The organism is Brevibacterium sp. SIMBA_078 (assembly GCF_046534565.1).
Classification (GTDB): domain Bacteria; phylum Actinomycetota; class Actinomycetes; order Actinomycetales; family Brevibacteriaceae; genus Brevibacterium.
The window spans coordinates 82,143-102,620 of record NZ_JAWRYQ010000001.1 but is presented as its reverse complement, the minus strand read 5'-3'; the positions used below and the strand labels follow the sequence as shown (position 1 = coordinate 102,620).

The following is a 20,478-nucleotide window of genomic DNA, read 5'->3' as shown; positions in this document are numbered from 1 at the left end:
ATCGACCTCGGTGCCCCGCCCTTCTCTGATGTTCCGGGCGACGATCAGCCTCGGCATCCGGCCTTTCGTTGTCCGGAGCGGCTCAGATGGGGATCGCGATGACGGCGATGCCGATGATGAGCAGGATGAGCGTAGAGGCGGCTTCGATGAAGAAGTCGGCGCTGCGGTGGGCCATCGCCGATGCCGCGAGGCTGGCCAGGCATGCGAGGACGAGCTGGTAGGACAGGAGCACGCCGAGGATCAGTGCGACGAGTACGGTGTAGTCGACGCCGGTCGGGGAGGCGGGGACGAGGGTCGGCAGGATCGCGAGGAAGAACAGGCCGACCTTCGGGTTGGACAGCGACGAGATGATGCCGCGGCGATAGGACACGAGCGAGCGCAGGTGGCCCCACGAGGTCGACTCCATGACGTGGGCGATCTCGGTCACGGGCCCGTCGGGGGAGTCGGGGCCGGTCGACGCGAAAGGGGTGGCGTTCGCGCTGGGGCGGTCGGCCGCCTCGGCGGCTTTCAGATCCCGGCGCAGGCGAAGCGCCTGCCGACCGGCGAGGATGCCGAGGAGGCAGAGATAGAGGCCGCCGCCGATCTTGAGCACCTGGACTGCGGCCGGGTAGACGGTCAGCAGTGCGGAGACGCCGGTGAGTGCGAGGGCCATCCAGATCACGGTGCCCGTGGCCGTGCCGAGCGCATAGACGAGACCGGCCTTGCGGCGCAGCGAGGATAGGCGGATCGTCAGGATCGTCTCGGGGCCGGGGGTCACGGCCAGTGCGGCCGCGGCTCCGGTGATGGTGAGGATCTCGGGTCCGGTCACGGCACTCCTTCGAAGGTGATGGGAATGGTCGGCGGGGATGGAACACGGGTGTCGGGGCGTAGTCCGATATCGGCGGAGCCGGCCACCATTCTGCCGGAATCGATCAATCGAGAAAAGCAATTGATTGTGAATGATCATCAGGCAGTGCCTAATGATTTTCCGGACGCTCAGCGGTTAGTCTTGGGGGCATGTGGGATCTCAATCGTCTGCGGGTCTGGCGGGCCGTCGCGGCCACCGGTTCCGTGGTCGCCGCGGCGAAGAACCTCAACTACACACCGGCGACCGTCAGTCAGCACATCACCACCCTGCAGAAGGCCGTCGTGGCTCCGCTCTACCGGCGGTCGGGGCGCGGCATCGAGGTCACCGAACTCGGCCGGCGCCTGGCCGATGATTCGGCGGAGGTCTTCACTGCGGTCGGCCGCCTCGACGATCTGGTCGAAGGCTTCCGCACCGTCAGCAGGCCCCGGTTGCGGATTGCGGCGTTCACTTCGTTCAACGCGCGTCTGCTGCCGGGCATCATTGATGCTGTTGCCCTGGATCATCCGGATCTGCGGTTCGACATCCAACTCAATGAGCCGGCGAAGAACAGGCGCGGGCACTGCCTCATCGAGATCCGCGCCGAGGCGCCGCAGGACGGTGAGAACCATCTGCCGGAGATGACGCGCATCCCGCTCTTCGACGACGACTATCGGGTCGTCGTCCCCGACGGGCACCGGTTCGCGGGCCGTGAGTCCGTGCCGTTCATCGACCTCGAGGATGAGCACTGGGTCGACTACGACATGTGGGCCGGGCCGTCGAGCAAGGTCGTTGACCATGCGTGTGCCGCGGCCGGATTCGAACGCAGGAGCTTCGCCGCCTGCGAGGATGACTTCGCGGCATTGGCGCTCATCGCCTCGGGCATGGGCATCACGGTCCTCCCGCGGCTCTCGACTCTGCAGCTGCCGCCCGGCCTCGTCGCCGTCGACCTCACCGACCCCGTCCCGCAGCGCCGAGTCGTCATGCACATCCGGGAGAAGGACGCCCACCTCCCGCACGTCCGCGCCTTCGCCGCCGCAACGGAAGAGGCAGTAGCAACCCACCTCACCACCCCCTAACTGCTACCCGACGGCGGCCCAGTAACCTGGCGCCAGGTAGCTGGGCCGCCGTCGGGTAGTCCTGGGAGGGGAGATGGACTGTTCCTCATAGTGGGCTGAGACTGTGCGCCAGGGGTGGTGGGATAGGCTGTTGGGGTGAGTTCTGAAATCGAAATCGGCAGAGGCAAGCGCGGCCGTCGCGCCTATTCGCTCGACGACATCGCCATCGTCCCCGCTCGGCGCACCCGTGATCCCGAAGACGTGTCCCTGAACTGGCAGATCGACGCCTACCAGTTCGAGCTGCCCTTCATCGGCGCTCCCATGGACTCGGCCATGTCCCCGGAGACCGTCATCGCGCTCGGCCGATTCGGCGGACTCGGCGTCCTCGACCTCGAAGGTCTGTGGACCCGGTACGAGGACCCCACCCCGCAGCTGGCCGAAATCGCCCAACTGCCGGCGGAGATGGCGACCTCCCGGATGCAGGAACTCTACTCCGCACCCATCCAAGCCGAACTCATCACCGCTCGCCTCGAGCAGATCCGCGAAGCCGGAGTCACCGTCGCCGGTGCCCTGACCCCGCAGCGGACCCAGGAGTTCTACAAGACGGTCGTCGATGCCGGAGTCGACATCTTCGTCATCCGCGGCACCACGGTCTCGGCCGAGCATGTCTCGACCCATACCGAACCGCTCAACCTCAAGCAGTTCATCTACGAACTCGATGTGCCCGTCATCGTCGGCGGAGCCGCCACCTACACCGCGGCCCTGCACCTCATGCGCACCGGTGCCGCCGGCGTCCTCGTCGGCTTCGGCGGGGGAGCGGCGGCCACGACCCGCAAGACTCTGGGCATCCACGCCCCGATGGCCACGGCCGTCGCCGACGTCCACGCCGCCCGGCGGGACTATATGGACGAATCCGGCGGCCGCTACGTCCATGTCATCGCCGATGGCGGACTCGGCACCAGCGGCGACATCGTCAAGGCCTTCGGGGTCGGCGCCGATGCCGTCATGCTCGGCACCGCCCTGGCCCGGTCGACCGAAGCTCCCGGCCGCGGAATGCACTGGGGCGCCGAAGCCCATCACCCCGATCTGCCGCGCGGGCACCGTGTGGAGCTCGGCACCGTCGGCAGCCTCGAGCAGGTGCTCTTCGGCCCCGGCCGCACCGCGATCGGCGAACTCAACCTCGCCGGCGCCCTGCGTCGGGCACTGGCCACCACGGGCTACCTCGACCTCAAGGAATTCCAACGCGTCGACGTCACCGTCTCGCCCTACCAGACTGGTTCGGTGGTCTGAACTGTTCCGCCTGGCACTGACTCCCAAATGGCTGGGGTCCCTGCTCCTCGTCCTGGTGCTCGTCACCTGCTTCGTCGGACTCTCTGCGTGGCAGGTCGACCGGGCCCAGCACAAGAACGACGTCGCTGCATCCTCCGGGGTCGATGAACTCAAGGACTTCAACGACGTCATGGATGCCCAGGCCCCGATGCCCGGCATCCTCGCCGACCAGCGGGTCAGCCTGTCAGGACACTGGATCCCCGATGCTCAGATCGTCGTCCCCGGACGCGTCCAGGACGGTGATTCCGGGTACTGGGTCGTGACGATGTTCGCCCCGGACGGCGGCCACCTCGGTGAAGGCGTCGAAGCCGCGAACGTCGACGAGAAGACGATCGCGATCCCCGTCGTCCGCGGTTTCACCACCGACGAGGATACGGCGATGACCTCCGAGGCCCGGGACGGTCAGGTCGAACTGACCGCGCGCATCGGACCGATCGAAGGCCCCGTTGAGGGCAACGATCTGCCCGACGGGCAGGTGCACACGGTCTCGACCTCGCAGATCATCAACCTGTTCCCCGACCTGCTCACCTACTCCGGCTTCCTCATCCCGGAGAAGGCCACCGGTGCCGCCGCCTCGGTGGGCACCGACGGTCTCGAACAGGTTCCGACCACGACGACCCGCGACGAGGGCGGATTCGATCTGCAGTCGGCGGTCTACGCCCTCGAATGGATCATCTTCGCGGCCATGGCCCTCTATATGTGGTTCCAGCTGCTGCGCGACGATTACGTCCGGCGCCGCCTCGGCGAGGACTCCCAGGATTCGGAGAAGAGCGTCGAGTATGTTGTCGTCAAGCCCGCGGGTGACGCGACCATCGACCCCGAGGTGATGTCCGGACTCACCGGACTGCCGGCCCATCGTCACGGCGGCGCCAAGCCGGGCAAGCGGCGAAGCAGGAACGCCGAAGCCCGAAACAATGACACCCGCACGACCGGAGGAAACTGAGCGTGAGTGAAGAACACGAGTCCTTGGACTCCCGCCCCGACTTCGATGAGAACAACGTCTGGAGCGTCAAACGCTTCACATCGGCCCGCAACGCGCTGAAGTTCTACCGCGTGATGGCGCTCATCACCGGCACGATGCTGCTCATCCTCACGGTCGAGATGATCTACAAGTACCTCATCGCCGCGGACGCCGAGACCGCCCTGAACTTCGGCGGCTTCAACCTCGCCGCGGCCATCGCGATCTGTCACGGCTGGTGCTACGTCGTCTACCTCATCGGCTGCTTCTGGCTCAACCAGCAGATGCGCTGGAGCCTCGGCCGTTATCTCATCCTCGCCCTGGCCGGAGTCGTGCCCGTGATGTCGTTCATCCTGGAGCGCCGCATCCACCGCCAGGTCGACGCCGAACTCGAAGCCGCCGTCGTCGTCGCCCCCAAGTCCTGAGAGGGACCCCGCCTTGGCCGAGGCGGCCCGCCGACCCGCGCGCATCCGCCCTGCGAGTGGAGCACGACCCGAATTCGGGCGTCTGGTCGGCGACGCTTAGAATTGGATCATGACGCAATCCCAGAGCACGCAGGTGCCCCCCGTCCTCGTCGTCGACTTCGGCGCCCAGTACGCCCAGCTCATCGCGCGCCGCATCCGCGAAGCCGGCCTGTACTCGGAGATCATCGCCCACGACGCCCCGGCGTCCGAGTTCGCCGCGAAGAACCCCGTAGCCATCGTGCTCTCCGGCGGACCCTCGAGCGTCAACGACGCCGGCGCCCCGAGCTTCGACACGTCCGTGTTCGACCTCGGAGTGCCCACGATGGGCATCTGCTACGGCTTCCAGCTCATGTCGACCGCGCTCGGCGGACGCGTGGCCAAGACCGACAAGCGCGAATACGGATCGACCCCGGTCTCCGTGTCCCAGACCGGCTCGCTGCTCGCCGAGACCCCCGAGAACTACAAGGTCTGGATGTCCCACGGAGACTCCGTCGCCGAGGCGCCCGACGGCTTCGACGTCCTCGCCTCCACCCCTGACACTCCCGTCGCGGCCTTTGAATGCGCGGCGAAGAGGTTCGCCGGCGTGCAGTGGCACCCCGAGGTCCTCCACTCGGAGAACGGGCAGAAGATCCTCGAGAACTTCCTGTTCAACGTCGCAGGCCTCACCGCCGACTGGACGAACGAATCCGTCATCGACGAGCAGGTCGAACTCATCCGCGCCCGCGTCGGCAACAAGAAGGTCATCTGCGGTCTGTCCGGCGGGGTCGACTCCTCCGTGGCCGCAGCGCTCGTCCACAAGGCCATCGGCGACCAGCTCACCTGCGTGTTCGTCGATCATGGGCTGCTGCGTCAGGACGAACGCGTCCAGGTCGAGAAGGACTACGTCGATTCGATCGGCGTCCGCCTGGTCACCGTCGATGCGCGTGAGCAGTTCCTGTCCCAGCTCGCCGGGGTCACCGACCCGGAGGAGAAGCGCAAGATCATCGGTCGCGAGTTCATCCGCACTTTTGAGACCGCTGCCGCCGACCTCGTGCTCGAGGCTCAGGAAGGCGAAGGCGAAGAGATCGCGTTCCTCGTCCAGGGCACGCTTTACCCCGATGTCGTCGAATCCGGCGGCGGATCGGGCACCGCGAACATCAAGAGCCACCACAATGTCGGCGGCCTGCCCGATGACATCCAGTTCCAGCTCATCGAACCCCTGCGCGCCCTGTTCAAGGACGAGGTCCGCGCCATCGGCCGCGAACTCGGCGTGCCCGAGGTCATCGTCTCCCGTCAGCCGTTCCCCGGCCCCGGACTGGGCATCCGCATCATCGGCGAGGTCACCGAGGAGCGCCTGAACATCCTGCGCAAGGCCGATGCGATCGCCCGCGCAGAGCTGACGAAGGCCGGCCTCGACGGAGAGATCTGGCAGTGCCCGGTCGTGCTCCTGGCCGACGTCCGCTCCGTCGGCGTCCAGGGCGACGGCCGCACCTACGGCCACCCCGTCGTGCTGCGCCCGGTCTCGAGCGAGGACGCGATGACCGCTGACTGGACGCGCATCCCCTACGATGTGCTCTCCGTGATCTCCAACCGCATCACCAACGAGGTCGACGACATCAACCGCGTCGTCCTCGACGTCACCTCGAAGCCTCCGGGCACGATCGAATGGGAGTGATCCTCCGCGACCGTTGAGGGGGCACTGCGCACGTGAACGTGCGGGACACCCTCGCCGAGGCGGCCTCGACCGCGACCCCGAATACCGCTCCTGAACACCGTTCAGTTACAGTGGGAGGGTGCTCGAGGCCGCCTCGGGCGTCCCCGATCCCGTCGGGGAGGATCACGACCAATGGAGTACTCATGACACCGACCCACAGCACCACCTCGGCGGGGTTCACCCGTCCTCGCTCGGCCGGCAGCGATATCGCCCTCGTCGCGGTCTTCGCGGCGATGCTCGCGGCCTTTGCGATGATGCCTCCTGTTCCGGTGGGTCCTCTCGGTGTGCCGATCACTCTGCAGACCTTCGCGATCGCCCTGTGTGGGATGGTGCTCGGACCCTGGCGCGGATTCGCAGCCACCCTGCTCTACGTCGTCCTCGGTCTCGTCGGACTCCCGATCTTCTCGGGAATGCGCGGCGGAATCGGCGTGCTCGCGGGACCAAGTGCCGGCTATATCCTCTCCTTCGCGCTCTATGCTCTCCTCGCCGGACTCATCGCCCGCTGGGCCGTGCGCCGTTTCAGCGGAATGAAGCTCGGTGTGGTGCTGTTCCTCGGCGGCTTCGGCGGCAGTCTCCTGCTCAACCACCCGCTGGGCATTCTCGGCATGTCGATCAACGGCGATCTGCCGCTCGGCGTGGCTGCGGTCGCGGACCTCGCCTTCTGGCCCGGTGACATCGTGAAGAACATCCTGGCCGCCTCGGTGGCGGTGCTCATCCACCGCGCATTCCCCGATGTGCTGCGCCGTCGCGGCATCAGCGTCGAATCGGTGTCGGCCGGGCAGGCACAGGGCGCGAAGTGACACGTGAGATCCGGTTGAGCGACGTCGGCGTCGGAGTCCTCGACGACGGACCCGACGGCGATGTCGTGCGCCCGATCCTCCAAGACGTCAATCTCACCCTCACCGAGGATGTCGTCGCCGTCATCGGTGCCAACGGCTCGGGGAAGTCGACCCTGCTGCAACTGTTCAACGGGCTGGTCACCGCGAACGCCGGAGAGGTCCTCGTCGACGGTTTCGACCCGCGCCGGCAGGCGGCGAAGGTGCGCTCAATGGTTGGCTTCGTCTTCACCGATCCGGCCGCGCAGCTGGTCATGCCCACCCCGATCGAGGACATCGAACTGTCCCTGCGCAAGTCCGTGCCCAAGCGTGAGAGGCGGGCAGCGGCCCTGGCGGTGCTCGACGAGCTCGGCATCGCCGACCTGGCCGAACGCAGCGTCTACGAACTCTCCGGCGGTCAGCGTCAGCTCGTGGCACTGGCCGCGGTGCTTGCGGTGGATCCGCAGATCCTCGTCCTCGACGAGCCGACGACCCTGCTCGACCTGCGCAACAAGGAGCGGCTGCGCGTGCATCTCCAGGAGCTCGTGGCCAGGCGCGGGGTGCGCATCATCCTCACCACCCATGACCTCGAGTTCGCGCAGATCGCCCAGCGCGCGATCGTTGTCGACGACGGTCGGATCGTGGCTGATGCCGCCCCTGCCGAGGCGGTCGCCGCCTACCGGACCCTCATCATGAGCGATACGCCATGACCCAGGCGGTGACGTGGCGGAAGAACGCCGGCATCAAGGCTCGGCCGCAGCTCTTCGGGAAGGTGGCGCATCCTCGGGGATGGCTGCATTCAGTGCCGACGGGAGTGAAGCTGGCGGTGATCGCCGTCATCGGCATCGTCGCGCTCATCTTCCGCGATGCGGCGATCAACTGGTCGATGTTCGCCGCTCTCGTCGTCATCGGCTTCACCGCCCGGCTGCGGGTGAAGAACTTCCTGCGCACGTGGATCTACGTGGCGGTGCTCGTCGCCATCGTCATGGGACTGCAGTACCTATTCGGGTCCATGGAGTCGGGGCTGGCTGTCGGCGGGACCGTGTTCGCCTGTGTGCAGGCGGCACTGATCCTCACCCTGACGACATCGGTCGCGCAGCTGCTCGACACGTTCACCACTCTGGTCTCACCTCTGCGCTTCGTCGGCGCGACCCCCGAAACGATCGCGCTGACCGCGAGTCTCATGGTGCGCGCGATCTCGCATATCTCCGGTCTGCTCGGGGAAGCCGAACGCGCCGCCCGCGCCAGGGGACTGGACTCGAGCCTCAAAGCCCGAGTGGTGCCGGCGATCCTGCGGTCGGTCAAGTATGCACAGGACACCGGACGGGCACTCGACGCCCGCGGCATCGTGGACTGAGCTCGTAGTGCGAACCGCTGTTGTGGTCAGCGGACGCGGTATCGTGTCGTGGCCAGTGCAGTAGTTTGCTCCCAGGCAGACTGAGGCCCGTGATCTCCTGCTCCAGATACGTTCACTGTGGGAGGGGCTCTGCCCTACTGGGGCTAATGGAGGTCGACGCAAGTCGCCGCGATGGGGTTGTGACTTACGAAACAAAATGGCCGCCGCGAATCGCAGTAGGTACGGGCGATGACTAAGCGGAACGACCTGTGAACCCGCATCGAGCACAAGTTCCTTCGCGTTGCGGGGCGGCTGGGGCGGCACCAGTCATCGACGCTTCGGGGCTCAAGATGCAGTCGGTCGCTGTGGGCGGGAGACTAGGCGGCGGTGCACCACAACGCCACGATGCGCATCGCCGGATAGTGGGAGGCATGATGAGTGACAATCCACGACATGAAACCCAACAGAGCATCATCAATTCTGTTACACAGCTGCGATCGTTACCAACAGTCGAGTACGGGTAACAGCCTGCTTTTATTGTGAACTAACGGCTCGCGTAGCCATTTCTTAAAAATTACATTTTCGCAACATGTGACGTTGTCGGGATGCTGTGGTTGCAGAGCTGTGAGCCCCTCGATAGCGTGATTGACGTCATATCCCCTGACAGATAGATAATAACGTTGAGGATCCCCAAAGCAATGCGCACACGAGCACTCTGCGCTGTCCCTCTCGCCTGCGCACTCGCGCTTATCAGCCTGCGCCCCGCGCACGCCAACTCGACTGCCAATCAAGGGGAACCGCAGTCAGCAGGCTCTACGTCCACACTGACCGAAAAACGATCCGAGGGCGCTGTCGAATACACCGACGGTCAATCTTCGGTCAAGATCCTTGAGCCGGACGGTTCAAAAGCTGAGTCTGCCAGCCCGCAGGCAAAAGGCCGTTACGTAGGTTGCCATCTCAAAGTCCATTATGTCCACGTCTCACATCATGTGAAAGGAACGATCAACGGAACTGCCACTGTGAACTGCAAATATGGCGGCGGAGGAAAGGCAAGCGTTTCGTCCCTCGGGTTGAGCTATTCGTTGATTCGTGTAAGCCCAAACAACAAACAGTGGGCCGCCGGCATGGTCAACAACTCAAACAAGTCAAAGATCGCGAACAACCGGGGAGTCCCCTGCAGCGAAGGGGCAGGACGATTCCAGGGCTGGGCCCGGGCCGAAATGACGCCGCCGAAGGGTTATAAGATGTCAACCCCGCCAACAAAGAAGGAATATGGGAAGACGAAATGGGTGGGATGTGGCGACGATGGTGATCCGCAATCTTCAAGCAAGGGTGTGAGCGAAGAGATTACGGTCACCTTTGCTCCAATCGACTGAAACGGATCGAAATGAGAACCCACGAAACAGTTCATTCCGAATGCTCCTACGTGGATGACGAGCCGACGTACAGAGTCAACTTCTGGGAAGGCGATGGAACAACTGCTTGGAGGCTCCAGGCCTTCGTCCTCTCCGACGTCGACAATGTGCGGGAAGCATTGGACTGGGTTAAGAGACATGAGAACGGGCGCCCTGCTGAACTGTTCGTTGAGATCGACAATGAAGAAATCCATCCGTTCGACACCCCACGGCAAACTGATCTGATTCGTCTATACGGTGCCAATCCGAACGAGAGCCTAGAGCAGGTCACGATCGGGGCCTACAGCTGACAAGCCGTCGTCGCACTGTTTGACAGAGCGGTCCGCGTCGAAAGGCACGGACCGCTCGCTTCTGTTCACCCGTGCGTCGCACTTGGCAACTGCCTCCGCCACAGAGGCGTGTGAGATTCAGCCGGCCTTGAGTCGGGACTCAGCGGACCATCCGGTGTGAGGAGTAGCCTCGGCGAGAGACGGGGCGAACCCCGTCCGAACCGAAGGAGACATGATGACCGGCGCCGAGAACACTGTCCTGTTGGCCATGGATTTCCAGAACGGCATCGCCGGAGACGACGCTTTCGCCTCAACCGGAGTGCTCGAACGTGCACGGGACGCCGTCGCCGCGGCCCGCGGAAACAACATCCCCGTCGTCTGGGTGCGAGTGGCCCTGCGCGAAGGACATCCGGAACTGGCCGCAACGGCATCGTTTGCGCAGATCGCCGCCCACGGCGACGTCGACGAAACCCACGCCTCGACGAGCATCCATGAAACCCTCGACCGGCATCAGGGTGAGCCGATCGTGACCAAGCGTCGCATCAGCGCCTTCACCGGCAGCGATCTCGAGGTGCTGCTGCGCGGCTACGGGGCCTCGTCTCTCGTGCTCGCCGGAGTCGCCACGAGCGGTGTCGTGCTCTCGACAGTGCGTCAGGCCGCCGATCTCGACTTCGAACTCACAGTGCTCTCCGACGCCTGCGCCGACCGCGACCCCGAGGTCCACACGGTGCTCACCGAGAAGGTGTTCCCGAAGCAGGCGACAGTGACGACTGTCCAGGACTGGACTGCTGGCCTCGGCTGAGTGCGGCTTGCCCGTTTACGCCTAATGCTCACCTCAGCGTCGAACGCACGCCGTATGGCTTGATACAGAGACGGCAACATGAGCGGTCGGCGAACTCGGCGAATCAAGTGGACCCTCGCGCCTCAACCTTCATCAGGGTGGACGTTATAGAAGATATCGCCCGACGCGGCGGTGAATACGTGGCCGCTGAACCCCGACCTGATGCCTGTGGTCGTCGTTCTCCCTCCGAACTTCAGCACCGGTAGATAGTCATAGAACGCCTTCTGCAGGTTGTCTTTGGCTGAGACGGCCCTATCACTACTAGGTGCATGGATTACTTTGTCGAATGCGTCTTCGATTTCGGGGCTATCTGTCCAACCAGGCCATACAGGGTCGAAGAACACCTGAGTCAGTGGAGTCGAAGTCGGTGAGAAACCGGTGATGAAGATTTCGTAACTTGATTCGTCGGTCCTGTTCTGAAGGACAGTGGCCCAGTCCGTGACGATCAGTCGCGATTTGATTCCGACCTCATTGAGTTCCTGGTTCATCACTACGGCATTGTTGTAGTGCTCTTCGTACTCGCGGGAGGTGAGAATTCGGACTGGCTCTCCGTTGTAATCAGCCTTCTTGAGCAGTTCAGCAACTCGTTCAGGATTAGGATTGTTGTATTCGCTCAAGCCTTCGTTCGAGTACCATTCGGAGGACTTCGGCATCAGCGCGCCGTTCGTGTCGAAGAGTTTGTCTTGAGAGAAGGCTGCCTTCTGGACGTCGTCGATGTTTGTCGCGGCCAACACCGCACGGCGCATATTCGGGTCAGACATCACACCGGTCTTCTTGTTGAAGATCGCTGCGTTAAAACCATTATCTCCGGTTGTGACGGAGATATTGTCGTCGCCCTCAAGCATGTCGATGTTGTCCGGAGGTAGAGCGTTCGCCGCATCGTATTCGCCTGTTTGAAGGCCTGACATTCTCGTGGAAGGGTCGTTGACGAAATAGAAGAAGATGTTGTCGAAGGCGGCTCGCTTCTGACCCGCAGTCCCATCTGCCTTTCCTTCAGGCGATATATAATCGTCAAATCGGGCCAACTGAACGTACTGATCAGTGTTCCATTTCTTCATCATGTACGGACCGGTTCCGATAAATTCCTTGACTGGGTCAGATCCAGCCTCGCCAAGAATTTCTTTGGGCTGGATACCGGGCAGCTGTCCCTGATCGGCCAAGAGAGTCAATGCGATGAAGAGTGGATCGGGCAATCGGACTTCGACTTCGTCCTTGGCCGGCGACGATACCTCTGCTTTAGAAAAGAACAGCTGTCCAACAGACGCCTTCTCAATCCAGGCGTTGAGCGAGGCCACAACATCGGAAGCTTCCATCATCGAACCATCGTGGAATTTCACGTCGCTGCGGAGTTTGAACCGTACGAGCGTTCCGTCATCGGATAGCGACACTGACTTTGCCAAAACAGGTTTGACTTTGTTTTCAGAGTCGAGCGTGATGAGAGGCTCGAAGAAGTTGCGCGCAATGTCTCGCGTCGCCGTTGACGTTGTCATCAGGGGGTCGAGGGTCGGAGGCTGTGCATTCCAAGCAATGGTGAAGTTATTGCCATCTCCTCGTTGGGCATCCCCCAGGCCACCGCCCATGCAGGCCGAGAGTGGCAATGACAGTGCCAGAATTGCACATAGGAGAACTCGTCTCATTCTGCATCTCCCTGCTGAGCTGTTGAGTTGCTGGCGAATACGGGGCGGCCCTGGGACGTGGTCCCTAATTGCCCTTGATCGATGAGTTGCTCGCCATTGATGAATAGATGGACAACACCTTGCGCAGTACCAACCGGGACAGGGTCGGCATGAGGCTCTGCGGCAGATAGGTCGAAGACGACGATATCGGCGTCGGCCCCTACACCAAGGTGGCCCTTGGACTCGAAACTGGGAGCAGTTCTACTGAGAATACGCGAGGGAATTTCGCTGGAACGCGAGATGACTTCACTCAAACTCATAGCATGGGTGTCCCGGTGTAACCAGGTGAGTGCCCGGATGAAACAGGAGCCGCTTCTCGGATGTACCGCGAAACCTGTTGGTACAGGCAATGTAGTGGGGAAGCGGGTTTTAGAATCTGCACGATCTATAGCCGTCAGCGGCATGGCATCAGAGGCAAAAGCAGCTCCCGGAAACGATAACGTCGACATCAGTTCGTCGACACCTGCCGATTGGCCCGGACCATAGTATTGGATGAGGCACAGTCCGCCAGGGTCCTGGTCTCTCAACTCAGCTAGCCTCGAATAGGTGGCGACCTTCTCGTTCAGAGGCAGATAGGTGATGGTGGATGCCAGTGTGTCGCTGTTTTCGAGAATTTCTGGAGAAAGGAAGTCCGCACCGATGACTGTCGAGGCGAACTCGAACGGATACGATTCGGTGGTGATAGGCAGGCCGTGTTCGATCGCCGCTTTCAGAAGGTTAGCCGGTCCATTTCCGGCACCGGCGCTCGAACTCGCGAAGTGACAGATGTGAATCTGTACACCCGTGCGCTCGCAGAGCTCGATGAGCTCAGCGACTGACTCATCAGCTGAGTGATCTGCGACGTTTGCACCGTAGCGGACGTGAACAAACAGTGGAGCGCGGCGTTTTGCAGCCATTTCCGCAAGTGCCTGAAGCTCCACTGAGTCGACCGCCGGAGCATAGCCCAGCAAGACGCCGACTCCGATGGCACCTTGGTCCAGCTGTTCCGCAACGAGGTCGATGATTGCGTCTATCTGTTTTGCAGTCGCCGGTTTCTGCCAGCACTGTTTGGCCTGCAGCGCGCCGAAGATATCGAGGGGGAGTGTGGGTAGATCTTCGACAGCTGAGGAGCTCATGCCCTCCATGACGATCATGCGTGACAACAGCCACGACGCGGAGTAGCCGTAATTGAGCGAGCGGCCCTCAGCCTCGGCTGCATTGAGAGAATGCAGAAATGGAGCAGCACCGCATTCGAGCTCGAGACTTGTGGTTACTCCATCGAATGCCTGCAACAGATGGCCGATCTGATTCTGTGCGTGTGAATGGAGGTCGATAAATCCGGGAGATACGACAAGTCCCGCGGCATCGATCGTGTGTTCTGCTGGAACTGTATTGGGACCGACATGTACGATCTGGCCATCGGTGATGCCGACTGCGAGAACGTCGTCGATGCCGTTGCGGGGATCTACCACGCGCCCACCGATGATAAGAGTCTGGCATTGTGATGTCATGGGGGAGGCTTCCTTTCAAGCTCTTCAATCAGCTGATGTGTGGGAAACGGTTGGCCTGCGCAGTGGTGTCGATCGTCGGAGCAACCGCCCAGGAGCCAATTCGGTCCTCAACGCGTTTGGCTATCTCAAGCAACCGACCTTCGCTTCGAAACCGGCCGATGATCTGAAGCCCAACGGGTAGCCCAGAATCGGTGAAGCCTACGGGTACTGAGACCGCAGGATGATTGGTTGTCGTGATAATGCTTGGCAACGTCATCCATTCGAGATAGTCGGACATCGTCTCGCCGTTAATAGTGCGCGGGTAACGCATCTCAGCTGCGAACGGCGGCACCTGCACAGTCGGTGTTATCAGCACGTCGTAGTTCTGTAGGAAGTCAGCCATCGACGACCACGTCTGAGCTTGACCGAGCAATGCAGACGAAGCCTCTTCCCCGGTTACCTGTCGACCGACTTCAACATTCCACAGAGCGTCGTCCTTCATCTCAGCCTTGTGTTCGTCGGACAGGGGCCCTAGGGTCGCCAGCATCTGCAGGCCACGTAGGGTGCGAAAGGACTCCTTCGCAAAAGGGAGGCTGGGATGCGTGTTCTTGATGCGGAAATCATCCGAGCGCAATTGGTCGACTACTGCCTCTGTAATTCTTCTGACTTCCTCTTCGACTGGAAACATGCCTGAGAAGTCCAAGGTGTACGCCGCAGAGATTTGCGAAGCACCTAGCCGTGAACCGAAGTCAGAGCCCGCAACTTCCTCGAGTTCAGCGGTTTCTGTGGCAAAGGAGAAGGGATCTTTACGCGAGAAACCTGACATTGCACGCAGTAAGTGCGCGGCATCTCTCACAGTCTTTGCCATCGGTCCCTTGACTGAGAGGGAGCCATAGGAATAGCCGTTGGGAAAGTTTGGGACAGTTCCCAAAGAGGGCCGCAATCCGACAACATTGCAGAACGACGCGGGATTACGCAGCGAACCGCCTGTATCGCTGCCGTCGGCGATCGGGATCATCCGTGCTGCAAGTGCCGCCGCTGCGCCGCCGGAACTGCCTCCGGCGGAATGATTCAGGCCGTAGGGATTGCGAGTCAGGCCTGAGACCTCGTTGAAAGTGTGTGAACCGAGGCCGAACTCTGGGGTGTTGGACTTTGCGACGACGATCGCGCCAGCGTGCTTCATGCGTTCGACGACAGCATGATCGCGTGACGCAATTCTGCCAGCGAAGATCGAACTTCCCTGTGTATGGCGAAAGCCGGCAGCGGGAATGAGATCTTTGACTGCTACCGGTAGCCCGGCCAGCGGCATCTGCCGTCGTTGAGCCGGGTCGAGCTTGTCGATTCGTGAGGCTTCCGCCATGGCGCGATCCGGTTGGACGTCGAGCAGAGCATTGACGGTCGGATTCACTTTGGCAATTCGCTCGAGGAATGCGGCGACCACTTCGGTTGCGGTGATAGTACCGGCGTGGATTCTCCTTGTCAGACCGGTTGCGGTCGACCCGATTACGTCGTCCGACTGGAGTGTCTGTGTACTCATCGGGCATCGACCTCGAATTCTCGGATCCCGGTGGTGATTTCGTCGAGCATCGCGTGATCGACGGCGAAACCGATACCTGGCCCAGTGGGTACAGCAACACAGCCGCGATTCATTGTTACTTCAGGGATGATGATGTCTTTGTTCCAATAGCGTGCTGAGGGGGCGGTGTCTCCAGGCAGAGTAAATCCGGGAAGTGAGGCGATCGCCAGATTGTGTGCGCGACCGATGCCGGACTCGAGCATGCCTCCGCACCAGACGTCGATTCCCTCTTCGCGGCAGAGCGCTTCGATGTCTTTTGCTTCACTGATTCCTCCGACTCGTCCGATCTTGATGTTGATGATGCGGCAGCTTCCCAACTCGATTGCTTTGCGGGCATCGCTAAGAGAATGGATGCTCTCATCGAGGCAGATCGGAGTCCTCAGTGCTTGCTGGAGGTGGCGGTGATCGACGATGTCATCATGTGCCAGGGGCTGTTCGATCATCATCAAGTCGAGCGTATCCAGCTGGCGGAGGTGATCGAGGTCGGCCAGATTGTAGGCGTTGTTGGCGTCAGCCATCAGCGGGACATCCGGAAATTCTGCTCTCACTGCCCGGAGGAACGGCAGGTCTGCACCGGGTTTGATCTTGATCTTGATCCGAGCAAAACCTTCGTCGATGGCGTGAGACACAACATCCACTAGTTCGGTCGGAGAGTCGTTGATACCGATACTGATTCCGACGTCTACGGCATGTTTCGATCCGCCGATGGCGCTGGCCAGGGAGGCACCTTGCATTTTCGCCCATAGGTCCCAAACGGCACCTTCGACGGCTGCTTTAGCCATGTTGTTGCGTTTGATCGGGGCCAAACGTTCCCGGACCTCGTCTGGGTGTGAAATGTCGGCTCCTCTGAGTAGAGGAATCAAAAGTTCAGTGACGGCCAGTTCGCACCCTGACGTATATTCCTCCGAGTAGTACGGGTAGGCGAATGCTCCGCATTCGCCGTATCCGGTGATATCTGCCGAGGTTGCTTCGACGATGAGGAAGTCACGGTTTGTCTGTGTGGAGAAGCTTGTGGTGAACGGGGTGATGAGGTTGAGGCTTGCCCGGCGGACGGCGATCTTTTCGATAATCAATGGTGTCAGGCCTTCGCTGAAGTTCGTAGGGACGGATGATGGATCGGGACGGAGGATAAGAGTCGTTTGGTGTATTCGTGCTGCGGGGCAGCGAAGAGATTTGGCGTATCGGCTTCTTCGACAATTCGGCCGTGGTACATGACTCCGACTCGGTGAGAGAGATATCGGACGACAGACATATCGTGAGTGATGAACAGGTAGGAGAGGCCGAGATCGGCCTGTAGCTTTCGCAACAGATTGAGGATTTGAGCCTGAATCGAAACGTCAAGCGCAGAAACGGGTTCGTCACAGATGATGATCTTGGGGTTGACGACCAGTGCCCGAGCGATTCCGATGCGTTGCCGTTGGCCCCCAGAGAATTCGTGAGGGTAACGCTGTGCATGTTCGTCTGAGAACCCCACCGCGTTCAACGCCTCATCGACCTTTGTCCGCAATACTGAAGGATCCTTTTCTCCGACGATGCGTAACGCCTCTTCGAGGATTCCTCGGATCCGTCGTCTGGGATTGAGGGAAGAGTAGGGGTCCTGGAATATCATCTGGACGTCTCGATTAGCTCGGGCAGTCGTCTGCACGGCGGTAGATCCATCGGCAGCTCTGACTGTGACATGGCCAGAGGTCGGCGTGATGAGCCCTTGCAACATCCGACCGGTAGTCGACTTTCCGGATCCCGATTCTCCGACGAGAGCGTAAGTCTGTCCCGCGTTCAGGGACAGACTGACATCGTCGACCGCGCGGTTTTCGGAAGTGGTGCGCCCCAGGAAGGATCTCGTCGAGAAGGTTTTGGACAAGTGGTGTGCTTCGAGTACCGATTGCTCAGATTTCATCGGACGCCTCCGTTTGACATTGAGGCCCCGGTGGCGAGTTCTTCGCTGCGAATGCAACGTGATGCGTGGTCGTCGGACAGGACTTCGAGTTCGATGGTCTGTTGCCGGCATTCTGAAAGCACCAATGCACAGCGCTCTGCGAAGCGGCATCCCTGTGGAATGTGATGCAGTGTGGGGACTGCTCCGGGAATGATAGGCAGATCGACTTCGGGATCTGCGTCGACGCCAGGGGTCGACCCCATCAGCCCACGGGTGTAAGGATGGGCAGGATTGTTGAACAAGGTGTGAACATCGGTGTATTCGACGACTTCGCCGAGGTACATGACTACCACCCGATCGCAGATCTCGGCCACGACCCCGAGGTCGTGGGTGATGAAGAGAATCCCCGCATCGAATTCATCTTTGAGTTCGATGAGGAGCTTGAGGATCTGGGCCTGGGTCGTAACGTCCAATGCTGTAGTCGGCTCGTCGGCGATGAGCAGCTCGGGTTCGCAAGAAAGTGCCATTGCGATCATGACTCGTTGACGTTGCCCGCCGGAAAGTTGGTGAGGATACTGTCGCATGCGGCGCCCTGGTTCGGGTATCCCTGTCTTTTCGAGTAACTCGACTGCGAGTGCGCGTGCACGTCGCTTCCCAATCCTTTTGTGGACGAGGATGGCTTCCGTGAGCTGGTCGCCGATGGTGAACACAGGATTGAGTGCGCTCATTGGGTCTTGGAATATCATCGAGATCCTATTGCCGCGGATCTTGCGCAACGCGTCTTCATTGAGGCGAAGGAGGTTGTCTCCACCGAAGAGGATCTGGCCCGAATAGCTTGTCGATGAGGGGTCGAGCAACTGCAGAATCGATTCGGCGGTCACACTCTTCCCGCAGCCCGATTCTCCGACAATGCCGACAACCTCACCGGGTGCGACGGAGAAAGATACTCCGTCGACAGCTGTGACGTTGCCGCGTTCTGTGTCGAAGCTGGTCCTTAGATCGACGACTTCCAACAGACTGTTCATTTTTAAGCTCACTTTCTGCGGTTGTAAGTCGGATCGAGCAGATCGCGGAGACCGTCGCCGAGCAGGTTGACGGCAAGGATCGTGGACATGATGAAGGCCCCCGGAAACACGGTCATCCACCAGGCGTTGTAGATGAGCGTTTTTCCGTCAAGAAGCATGTTTCCCCAGCTGGGTGCGGGTGGCGGAACCCCTGCACCGAGGAAGCTCAGAGCGGCCTCTGTGATGATCGAGTCCGCGAATACGAAAGTTGCTTGGACGATGAGTGGAGAAAGGACGTTGGGAAAGATGTTGATCCAAAGTATCCGGAAGAGCGACGCTCCTTGCGACCGCAGTGCCTCGACGTATGTCTGTTCTTTGGCGACGAGCGCGGCGGATCGGACAATCCTTGCGACATAAGGAGTGAAGACGATACTCAGGGCGATGATCACATTTGAGGTCTGCTGCCCCATCGCCGCCATGATGGCGATTGCGAGGAGGATTGCTGGAAAAGCCATCAATCCGTCGGAGATCCGCATGAGGATCGCATCAGCAATCCGGTTGTAAGCAGCGAACAGGCCCACGACTGCACCGAGCACTGAAGTAATGAATGCTGTCACGGCACCCACCAGCAACGATACTCTCGCCCCCGCGACGGCTCTTGCCAGAATATCGCGACCATAGTTGTCAGTGCCGAACGGATGTTGAAGGCTCGGAGACGCCAGTCGCTCGGAAGGGTTGAGCGATAGTGGATCGCCGGCGATTAGTGGGCCGATCACGGCAATGAGGAAGATGGCGACGAGCACGATCCCGCCAGTGATTGCCAACTTATGGGCGCCGAATCGTTTCATGAACATCGAACGCCGAGAGTAGGTCTTGTTGAATCGATTGAGCGAACCGATCGTCATGGTGTCCGTCATGATGGTCCTCCTCAGGAAAGTCTCACGCGCGGGTCGAGGACGCTGTAGAGAACGTCGACGAGGAAATTGATGAGGACATAAGAGACAGCGATGACAAGGATGACTCCTTGGATGACGACGATGTCTCGGCGTTCTATGGAATTGATGATCAGCTGGCCGATTCCCGGGACGTTGAACACCGTTTCAACGACTGCGGCTCCGGCGACTAACGTACCCAGCGTCTGTCCGATAGTGGTGAGGATCGGCATGGAAGCATTACGCAGAGCATGTTTGTAAATGATCCGGTTGCCCGAGAGTCCCTTAGCCTTGGCCGTCTTCAAGTATGGCTTGGACAAGGTTTCGAGCATGCTAGTGCGTGTCATTCGGGCAATCAGAGCAGCTTGCATGCTGCCGAGGGCTATCCCGGGGAGGAAGAGGTACTTCAGTGTTTCGAAGACTCCGTCCTCGAGCGGCGAGTAGCCAGCTACAGGGAGCCAGCCCAGTAGCACGGAAAATACGAGCATGAGGAAGAGGCCGAGAAGGAAACTCGGTACTGAGATTCCGAGCAGTGCACCGATCATCACTGACTGATCAGTGGCGCTACCCTGTTTGCGCGCAGCGACGATACCCGCAGGGACACCTATGAGAATCGCGATTACTTCCGCGAAGATTGCCAAGTTGATCGTCGGTGCAAGTGCGGCATGGATAACGGTGGATACGGGGAGTCCAATAAAGAACGATTGTCCGAGGTCCCCTTGCAATGCGTTGCCGACCCATGTGAAGAACTGGACATATAAAGGCTGATTCAGGCCAAGGCTTTCACGTAGGGTTTCGACCTGTGCCGGAGTAGCTTCGGGGCCCAACATCACTGCAGCTGCGTCACCGGGCATGATGTGGATGAGAAGGAAGGTGACGATCGCGACCACTATCAGCACAGGAATGAGTGCCGCAGCACGGCGCAGAAGGAATCCGGCCATATG

20 protein-coding genes are annotated in these 20,478 nt (G+C 60.9%); 11 read left to right on the top strand and 9 right to left on the bottom strand.

Features of this window, described 5'->3' with window-relative positions:
* Window positions 1–82 precede the first annotated feature (82 nt).
* Window positions 83–808, bottom strand: a complete 726-nt coding sequence (locus SB749_RS00445) for a LysE family translocator (protein ID WP_410708481.1) — start codon at window positions 806–808, stop codon at window positions 83–85.
* A 188-nt stretch (window positions 809–996) separates the two neighbouring features.
* Between SB749_RS00445 and SB749_RS00440 the strand changes: the two genes are divergently transcribed.
* The 11 genes from SB749_RS00440 to SB749_RS00390 all read left to right on the top strand — a co-directional run bounded on the left by SB749_RS00440 (window position 997) and on the right by SB749_RS00390 (window position 10,962).
* A complete protein-coding gene (locus SB749_RS00440) occupies window positions 997–1,902 on the top strand; it encodes a LysR family transcriptional regulator (protein ID WP_410708480.1) in 906 nt (301 codons plus the stop codon).
* Window positions 1,903–2,037: 135 nt separating this feature from the next.
* Window positions 2,038–3,171 carry a GuaB3 family IMP dehydrogenase-related protein gene (locus tag SB749_RS00435; RefSeq protein ID WP_139468415.1) on the top strand — a complete coding sequence of 378 codons (1,134 nt, stop codon included), beginning with the start codon at window positions 2,038–2,040 and terminating at the stop codon, window positions 3,169–3,171.
* Window positions 3,172–3,226: 55 nt separating this feature from the next.
* Entirely contained in the window at window positions 3,227–4,153 is a 927-nt protein-coding gene (locus SB749_RS00430; protein WP_410708479.1) for an SURF1 family protein, read from the top strand.
* A 2-nt stretch (window positions 4,154–4,155) separates the two neighbouring features.
* Entirely contained in the window at window positions 4,156–4,593 is a 438-nt protein-coding gene (locus SB749_RS00425) for a DUF3817 domain-containing protein (protein ID WP_172170792.1), read from the top strand.
* Between the two features lie 109 nt (window positions 4,594–4,702).
* Window positions 4,703–6,286, top strand: a complete 1,584-nt coding sequence (gene guaA / locus SB749_RS00420; RefSeq protein ID WP_139908708.1) for a glutamine-hydrolyzing GMP synthase — start codon at window positions 4,703–4,705, stop codon at window positions 6,284–6,286.
* 182 nt (window positions 6,287–6,468) lie between these two features.
* The gene (locus SB749_RS00415; RefSeq protein ID WP_410708478.1) at window positions 6,469–7,125 is read left to right on the top strand and encodes a biotin transporter BioY; all 657 of its coding nucleotides are present in this window, start codon (window positions 6,469–6,471) and stop codon (window positions 7,123–7,125) included.
* Complete coding sequence (locus SB749_RS00410; RefSeq protein WP_410708477.1) at window positions 7,122–7,850, top strand: energy-coupling factor ABC transporter ATP-binding protein; 729 nt, start codon at window positions 7,122–7,124, stop codon at window positions 7,848–7,850. The genes SB749_RS00415 and SB749_RS00410 overlap by 4 nt, the downstream gene beginning before the upstream one ends.
* The gene (locus SB749_RS00405) at window positions 7,847–8,497 is read left to right on the top strand and encodes an energy-coupling factor transporter transmembrane component T family protein (RefSeq protein WP_410708476.1); all 651 of its coding nucleotides are present in this window, start codon (window positions 7,847–7,849) and stop codon (window positions 8,495–8,497) included. Before SB749_RS00410 ends, SB749_RS00405 begins: the two co-directional genes overlap by 4 nt.
* A 677-nt stretch (window positions 8,498–9,174) precedes the next feature.
* Window positions 9,175–9,852 (top strand): hypothetical protein, encoded by a 678-nt coding sequence (locus SB749_RS00400; RefSeq protein WP_410708475.1) that lies wholly within the window; start codon window positions 9,175–9,177, stop codon window positions 9,850–9,852.
* A gap of 11 nt (window positions 9,853–9,863) precedes the next feature.
* The gene (locus SB749_RS00395) at window positions 9,864–10,181 is read left to right on the top strand and encodes a hypothetical protein (protein ID WP_410708473.1); all 318 of its coding nucleotides are present in this window, start codon (window positions 9,864–9,866) and stop codon (window positions 10,179–10,181) included.
* Window positions 10,182–10,392: 211 nt separating this feature from the next.
* Window positions 10,393–10,962 carry a cysteine hydrolase family protein gene (locus tag SB749_RS00390; protein WP_410708472.1) on the top strand — a complete coding sequence of 190 codons (570 nt, stop codon included), beginning with the start codon at window positions 10,393–10,395 and terminating at the stop codon, window positions 10,960–10,962.
* A 122-nt stretch (window positions 10,963–11,084) separates the two neighbouring features.
* Here the strand turns inward: SB749_RS00390 and SB749_RS00385 are convergent, their stop codons facing one another.
* The 8 genes from SB749_RS00385 to SB749_RS00350 are packed head-to-tail and all read right to left on the bottom strand — an operon-like array spanning window position 11,085 to window position 20,475.
* Window positions 11,085–12,638: an ABC transporter substrate-binding protein gene (locus SB749_RS00385; protein WP_410708471.1), complete on the bottom strand. Its 1,554-nt coding sequence runs from the start codon at window positions 12,636–12,638 to the stop codon at window positions 11,085–11,087.
* Window positions 12,635–14,167, bottom strand: a complete 1,533-nt coding sequence (locus SB749_RS00380; protein WP_410708470.1) for an amidohydrolase family protein — start codon at window positions 14,165–14,167, stop codon at window positions 12,635–12,637. The genes SB749_RS00385 and SB749_RS00380 overlap by 4 nt, the downstream gene beginning before the upstream one ends.
* A gap of 28 nt (window positions 14,168–14,195) precedes the next feature.
* Window positions 14,196–15,683 carry an amidase gene (locus SB749_RS00375; RefSeq protein WP_410708469.1) on the bottom strand — a complete coding sequence of 496 codons (1,488 nt, stop codon included), beginning with the start codon at window positions 15,681–15,683 and terminating at the stop codon, window positions 14,196–14,198.
* On the bottom strand, window positions 15,680–16,795 hold the full coding sequence (gene menC / locus SB749_RS00370) for an o-succinylbenzoate synthase (RefSeq protein WP_410708468.1): 1,116 nt from the start codon (window positions 16,793–16,795) through the stop codon (window positions 15,680–15,682). The genes SB749_RS00375 and menC overlap by 4 nt, the downstream gene beginning before the upstream one ends.
* Window positions 16,796–16,800: 5 nt before the next feature.
* Window positions 16,801–17,619, bottom strand: coding sequence for an ATP-binding cassette domain-containing protein (locus SB749_RS00365; protein WP_410708467.1), 819 nt, complete (start codon window positions 17,617–17,619; stop codon window positions 16,801–16,803).
* Window positions 17,616–18,623 carry an ABC transporter ATP-binding protein gene (locus SB749_RS00360; protein WP_410708466.1) on the bottom strand — a complete coding sequence of 336 codons (1,008 nt, stop codon included), beginning with the start codon at window positions 18,621–18,623 and terminating at the stop codon, window positions 17,616–17,618. The genes SB749_RS00365 and SB749_RS00360 overlap by 4 nt, the downstream gene beginning before the upstream one ends.
* Before the next feature lie 8 nt (window positions 18,624–18,631).
* The gene (locus tag SB749_RS00355) at window positions 18,632–19,519 is read right to left on the bottom strand and encodes an ABC transporter permease (protein ID WP_410708465.1); all 888 of its coding nucleotides are present in this window, start codon (window positions 19,517–19,519) and stop codon (window positions 18,632–18,634) included.
* An 11-nt stretch (window positions 19,520–19,530) separates the two neighbouring features.
* Entirely contained in the window at window positions 19,531–20,475 is a 945-nt protein-coding gene (locus tag SB749_RS00350; protein WP_410708464.1) for an ABC transporter permease, read from the bottom strand.
* Window positions 20,476–20,478 lie beyond the last annotated feature (3 nt).

What these genes read in the sequence shown, in the direction of transcription:
- SB749_RS00440 (WP_410708480.1), top strand. Translation starts at nt 997, where the DNA reads ATGTGGGATCTCAATCGTCTGCGGGTCTGGCGGGCCGTCGCGGCCACC.
- guaA (WP_139908708.1), top strand. Translation starts at nt 4,703, where the DNA reads ATGACGCAATCCCAGAGCACGCAGGTGCCCCCCGTCCTCGTCGTCGAC.
- SB749_RS00415 (WP_410708478.1), top strand. Translation starts at nt 6,469, where the DNA reads ATGACACCGACCCACAGCACCACCTCGGCGGGGTTCACCCGTCCTCGC.
- SB749_RS00405 (WP_410708476.1), top strand. Translation starts at nt 7,847, where the DNA reads ATGACCCAGGCGGTGACGTGGCGGAAGAACGCCGGCATCAAGGCTCGG.
- SB749_RS00400 (WP_410708475.1), top strand. Translation starts at nt 9,175, where the DNA reads ATGCGCACACGAGCACTCTGCGCTGTCCCTCTCGCCTGCGCACTCGCG.
- SB749_RS00395 (WP_410708473.1), top strand. Translation starts at nt 9,864, where the DNA reads ATGAGAACCCACGAAACAGTTCATTCCGAATGCTCCTACGTGGATGAC.
- SB749_RS00390 (WP_410708472.1), top strand. Translation starts at nt 10,393, where the DNA reads ATGATGACCGGCGCCGAGAACACTGTCCTGTTGGCCATGGATTTCCAG.
- SB749_RS00385 (WP_410708471.1), bottom strand. Translation starts at nt 12,638, where the DNA reads ATGAGACGAGTTCTCCTATGTGCAATTCTGGCACTGTCATTGCCACTC.
- SB749_RS00380 (WP_410708470.1), bottom strand. Translation starts at nt 14,167, where the DNA reads ATGACATCACAATGCCAGACTCTTATCATCGGTGGGCGCGTGGTAGAT.
- SB749_RS00375 (WP_410708469.1), bottom strand. Translation starts at nt 15,683, where the DNA reads ATGAGTACACAGACACTCCAGTCGGACGACGTAATCGGGTCGACCGCA.
- SB749_RS00365 (WP_410708467.1), bottom strand. Translation starts at nt 17,619, where the DNA reads ATGAAATCTGAGCAATCGGTACTCGAAGCACACCACTTGTCCAAAACC.
- SB749_RS00360 (WP_410708466.1), bottom strand. Translation starts at nt 18,623, where the DNA reads ATGAACAGTCTGTTGGAAGTCGTCGATCTAAGGACCAGCTTCGACACA.
- SB749_RS00355 (WP_410708465.1), bottom strand. Translation starts at nt 19,519, where the DNA reads ATGACGGACACCATGACGATCGGTTCGCTCAATCGATTCAACAAGACC.
- SB749_RS00350 (WP_410708464.1), bottom strand. Translation starts at nt 20,475, where the DNA reads ATGGCCGGATTCCTTCTGCGCCGTGCTGCGGCACTCATTCCTGTGCTG.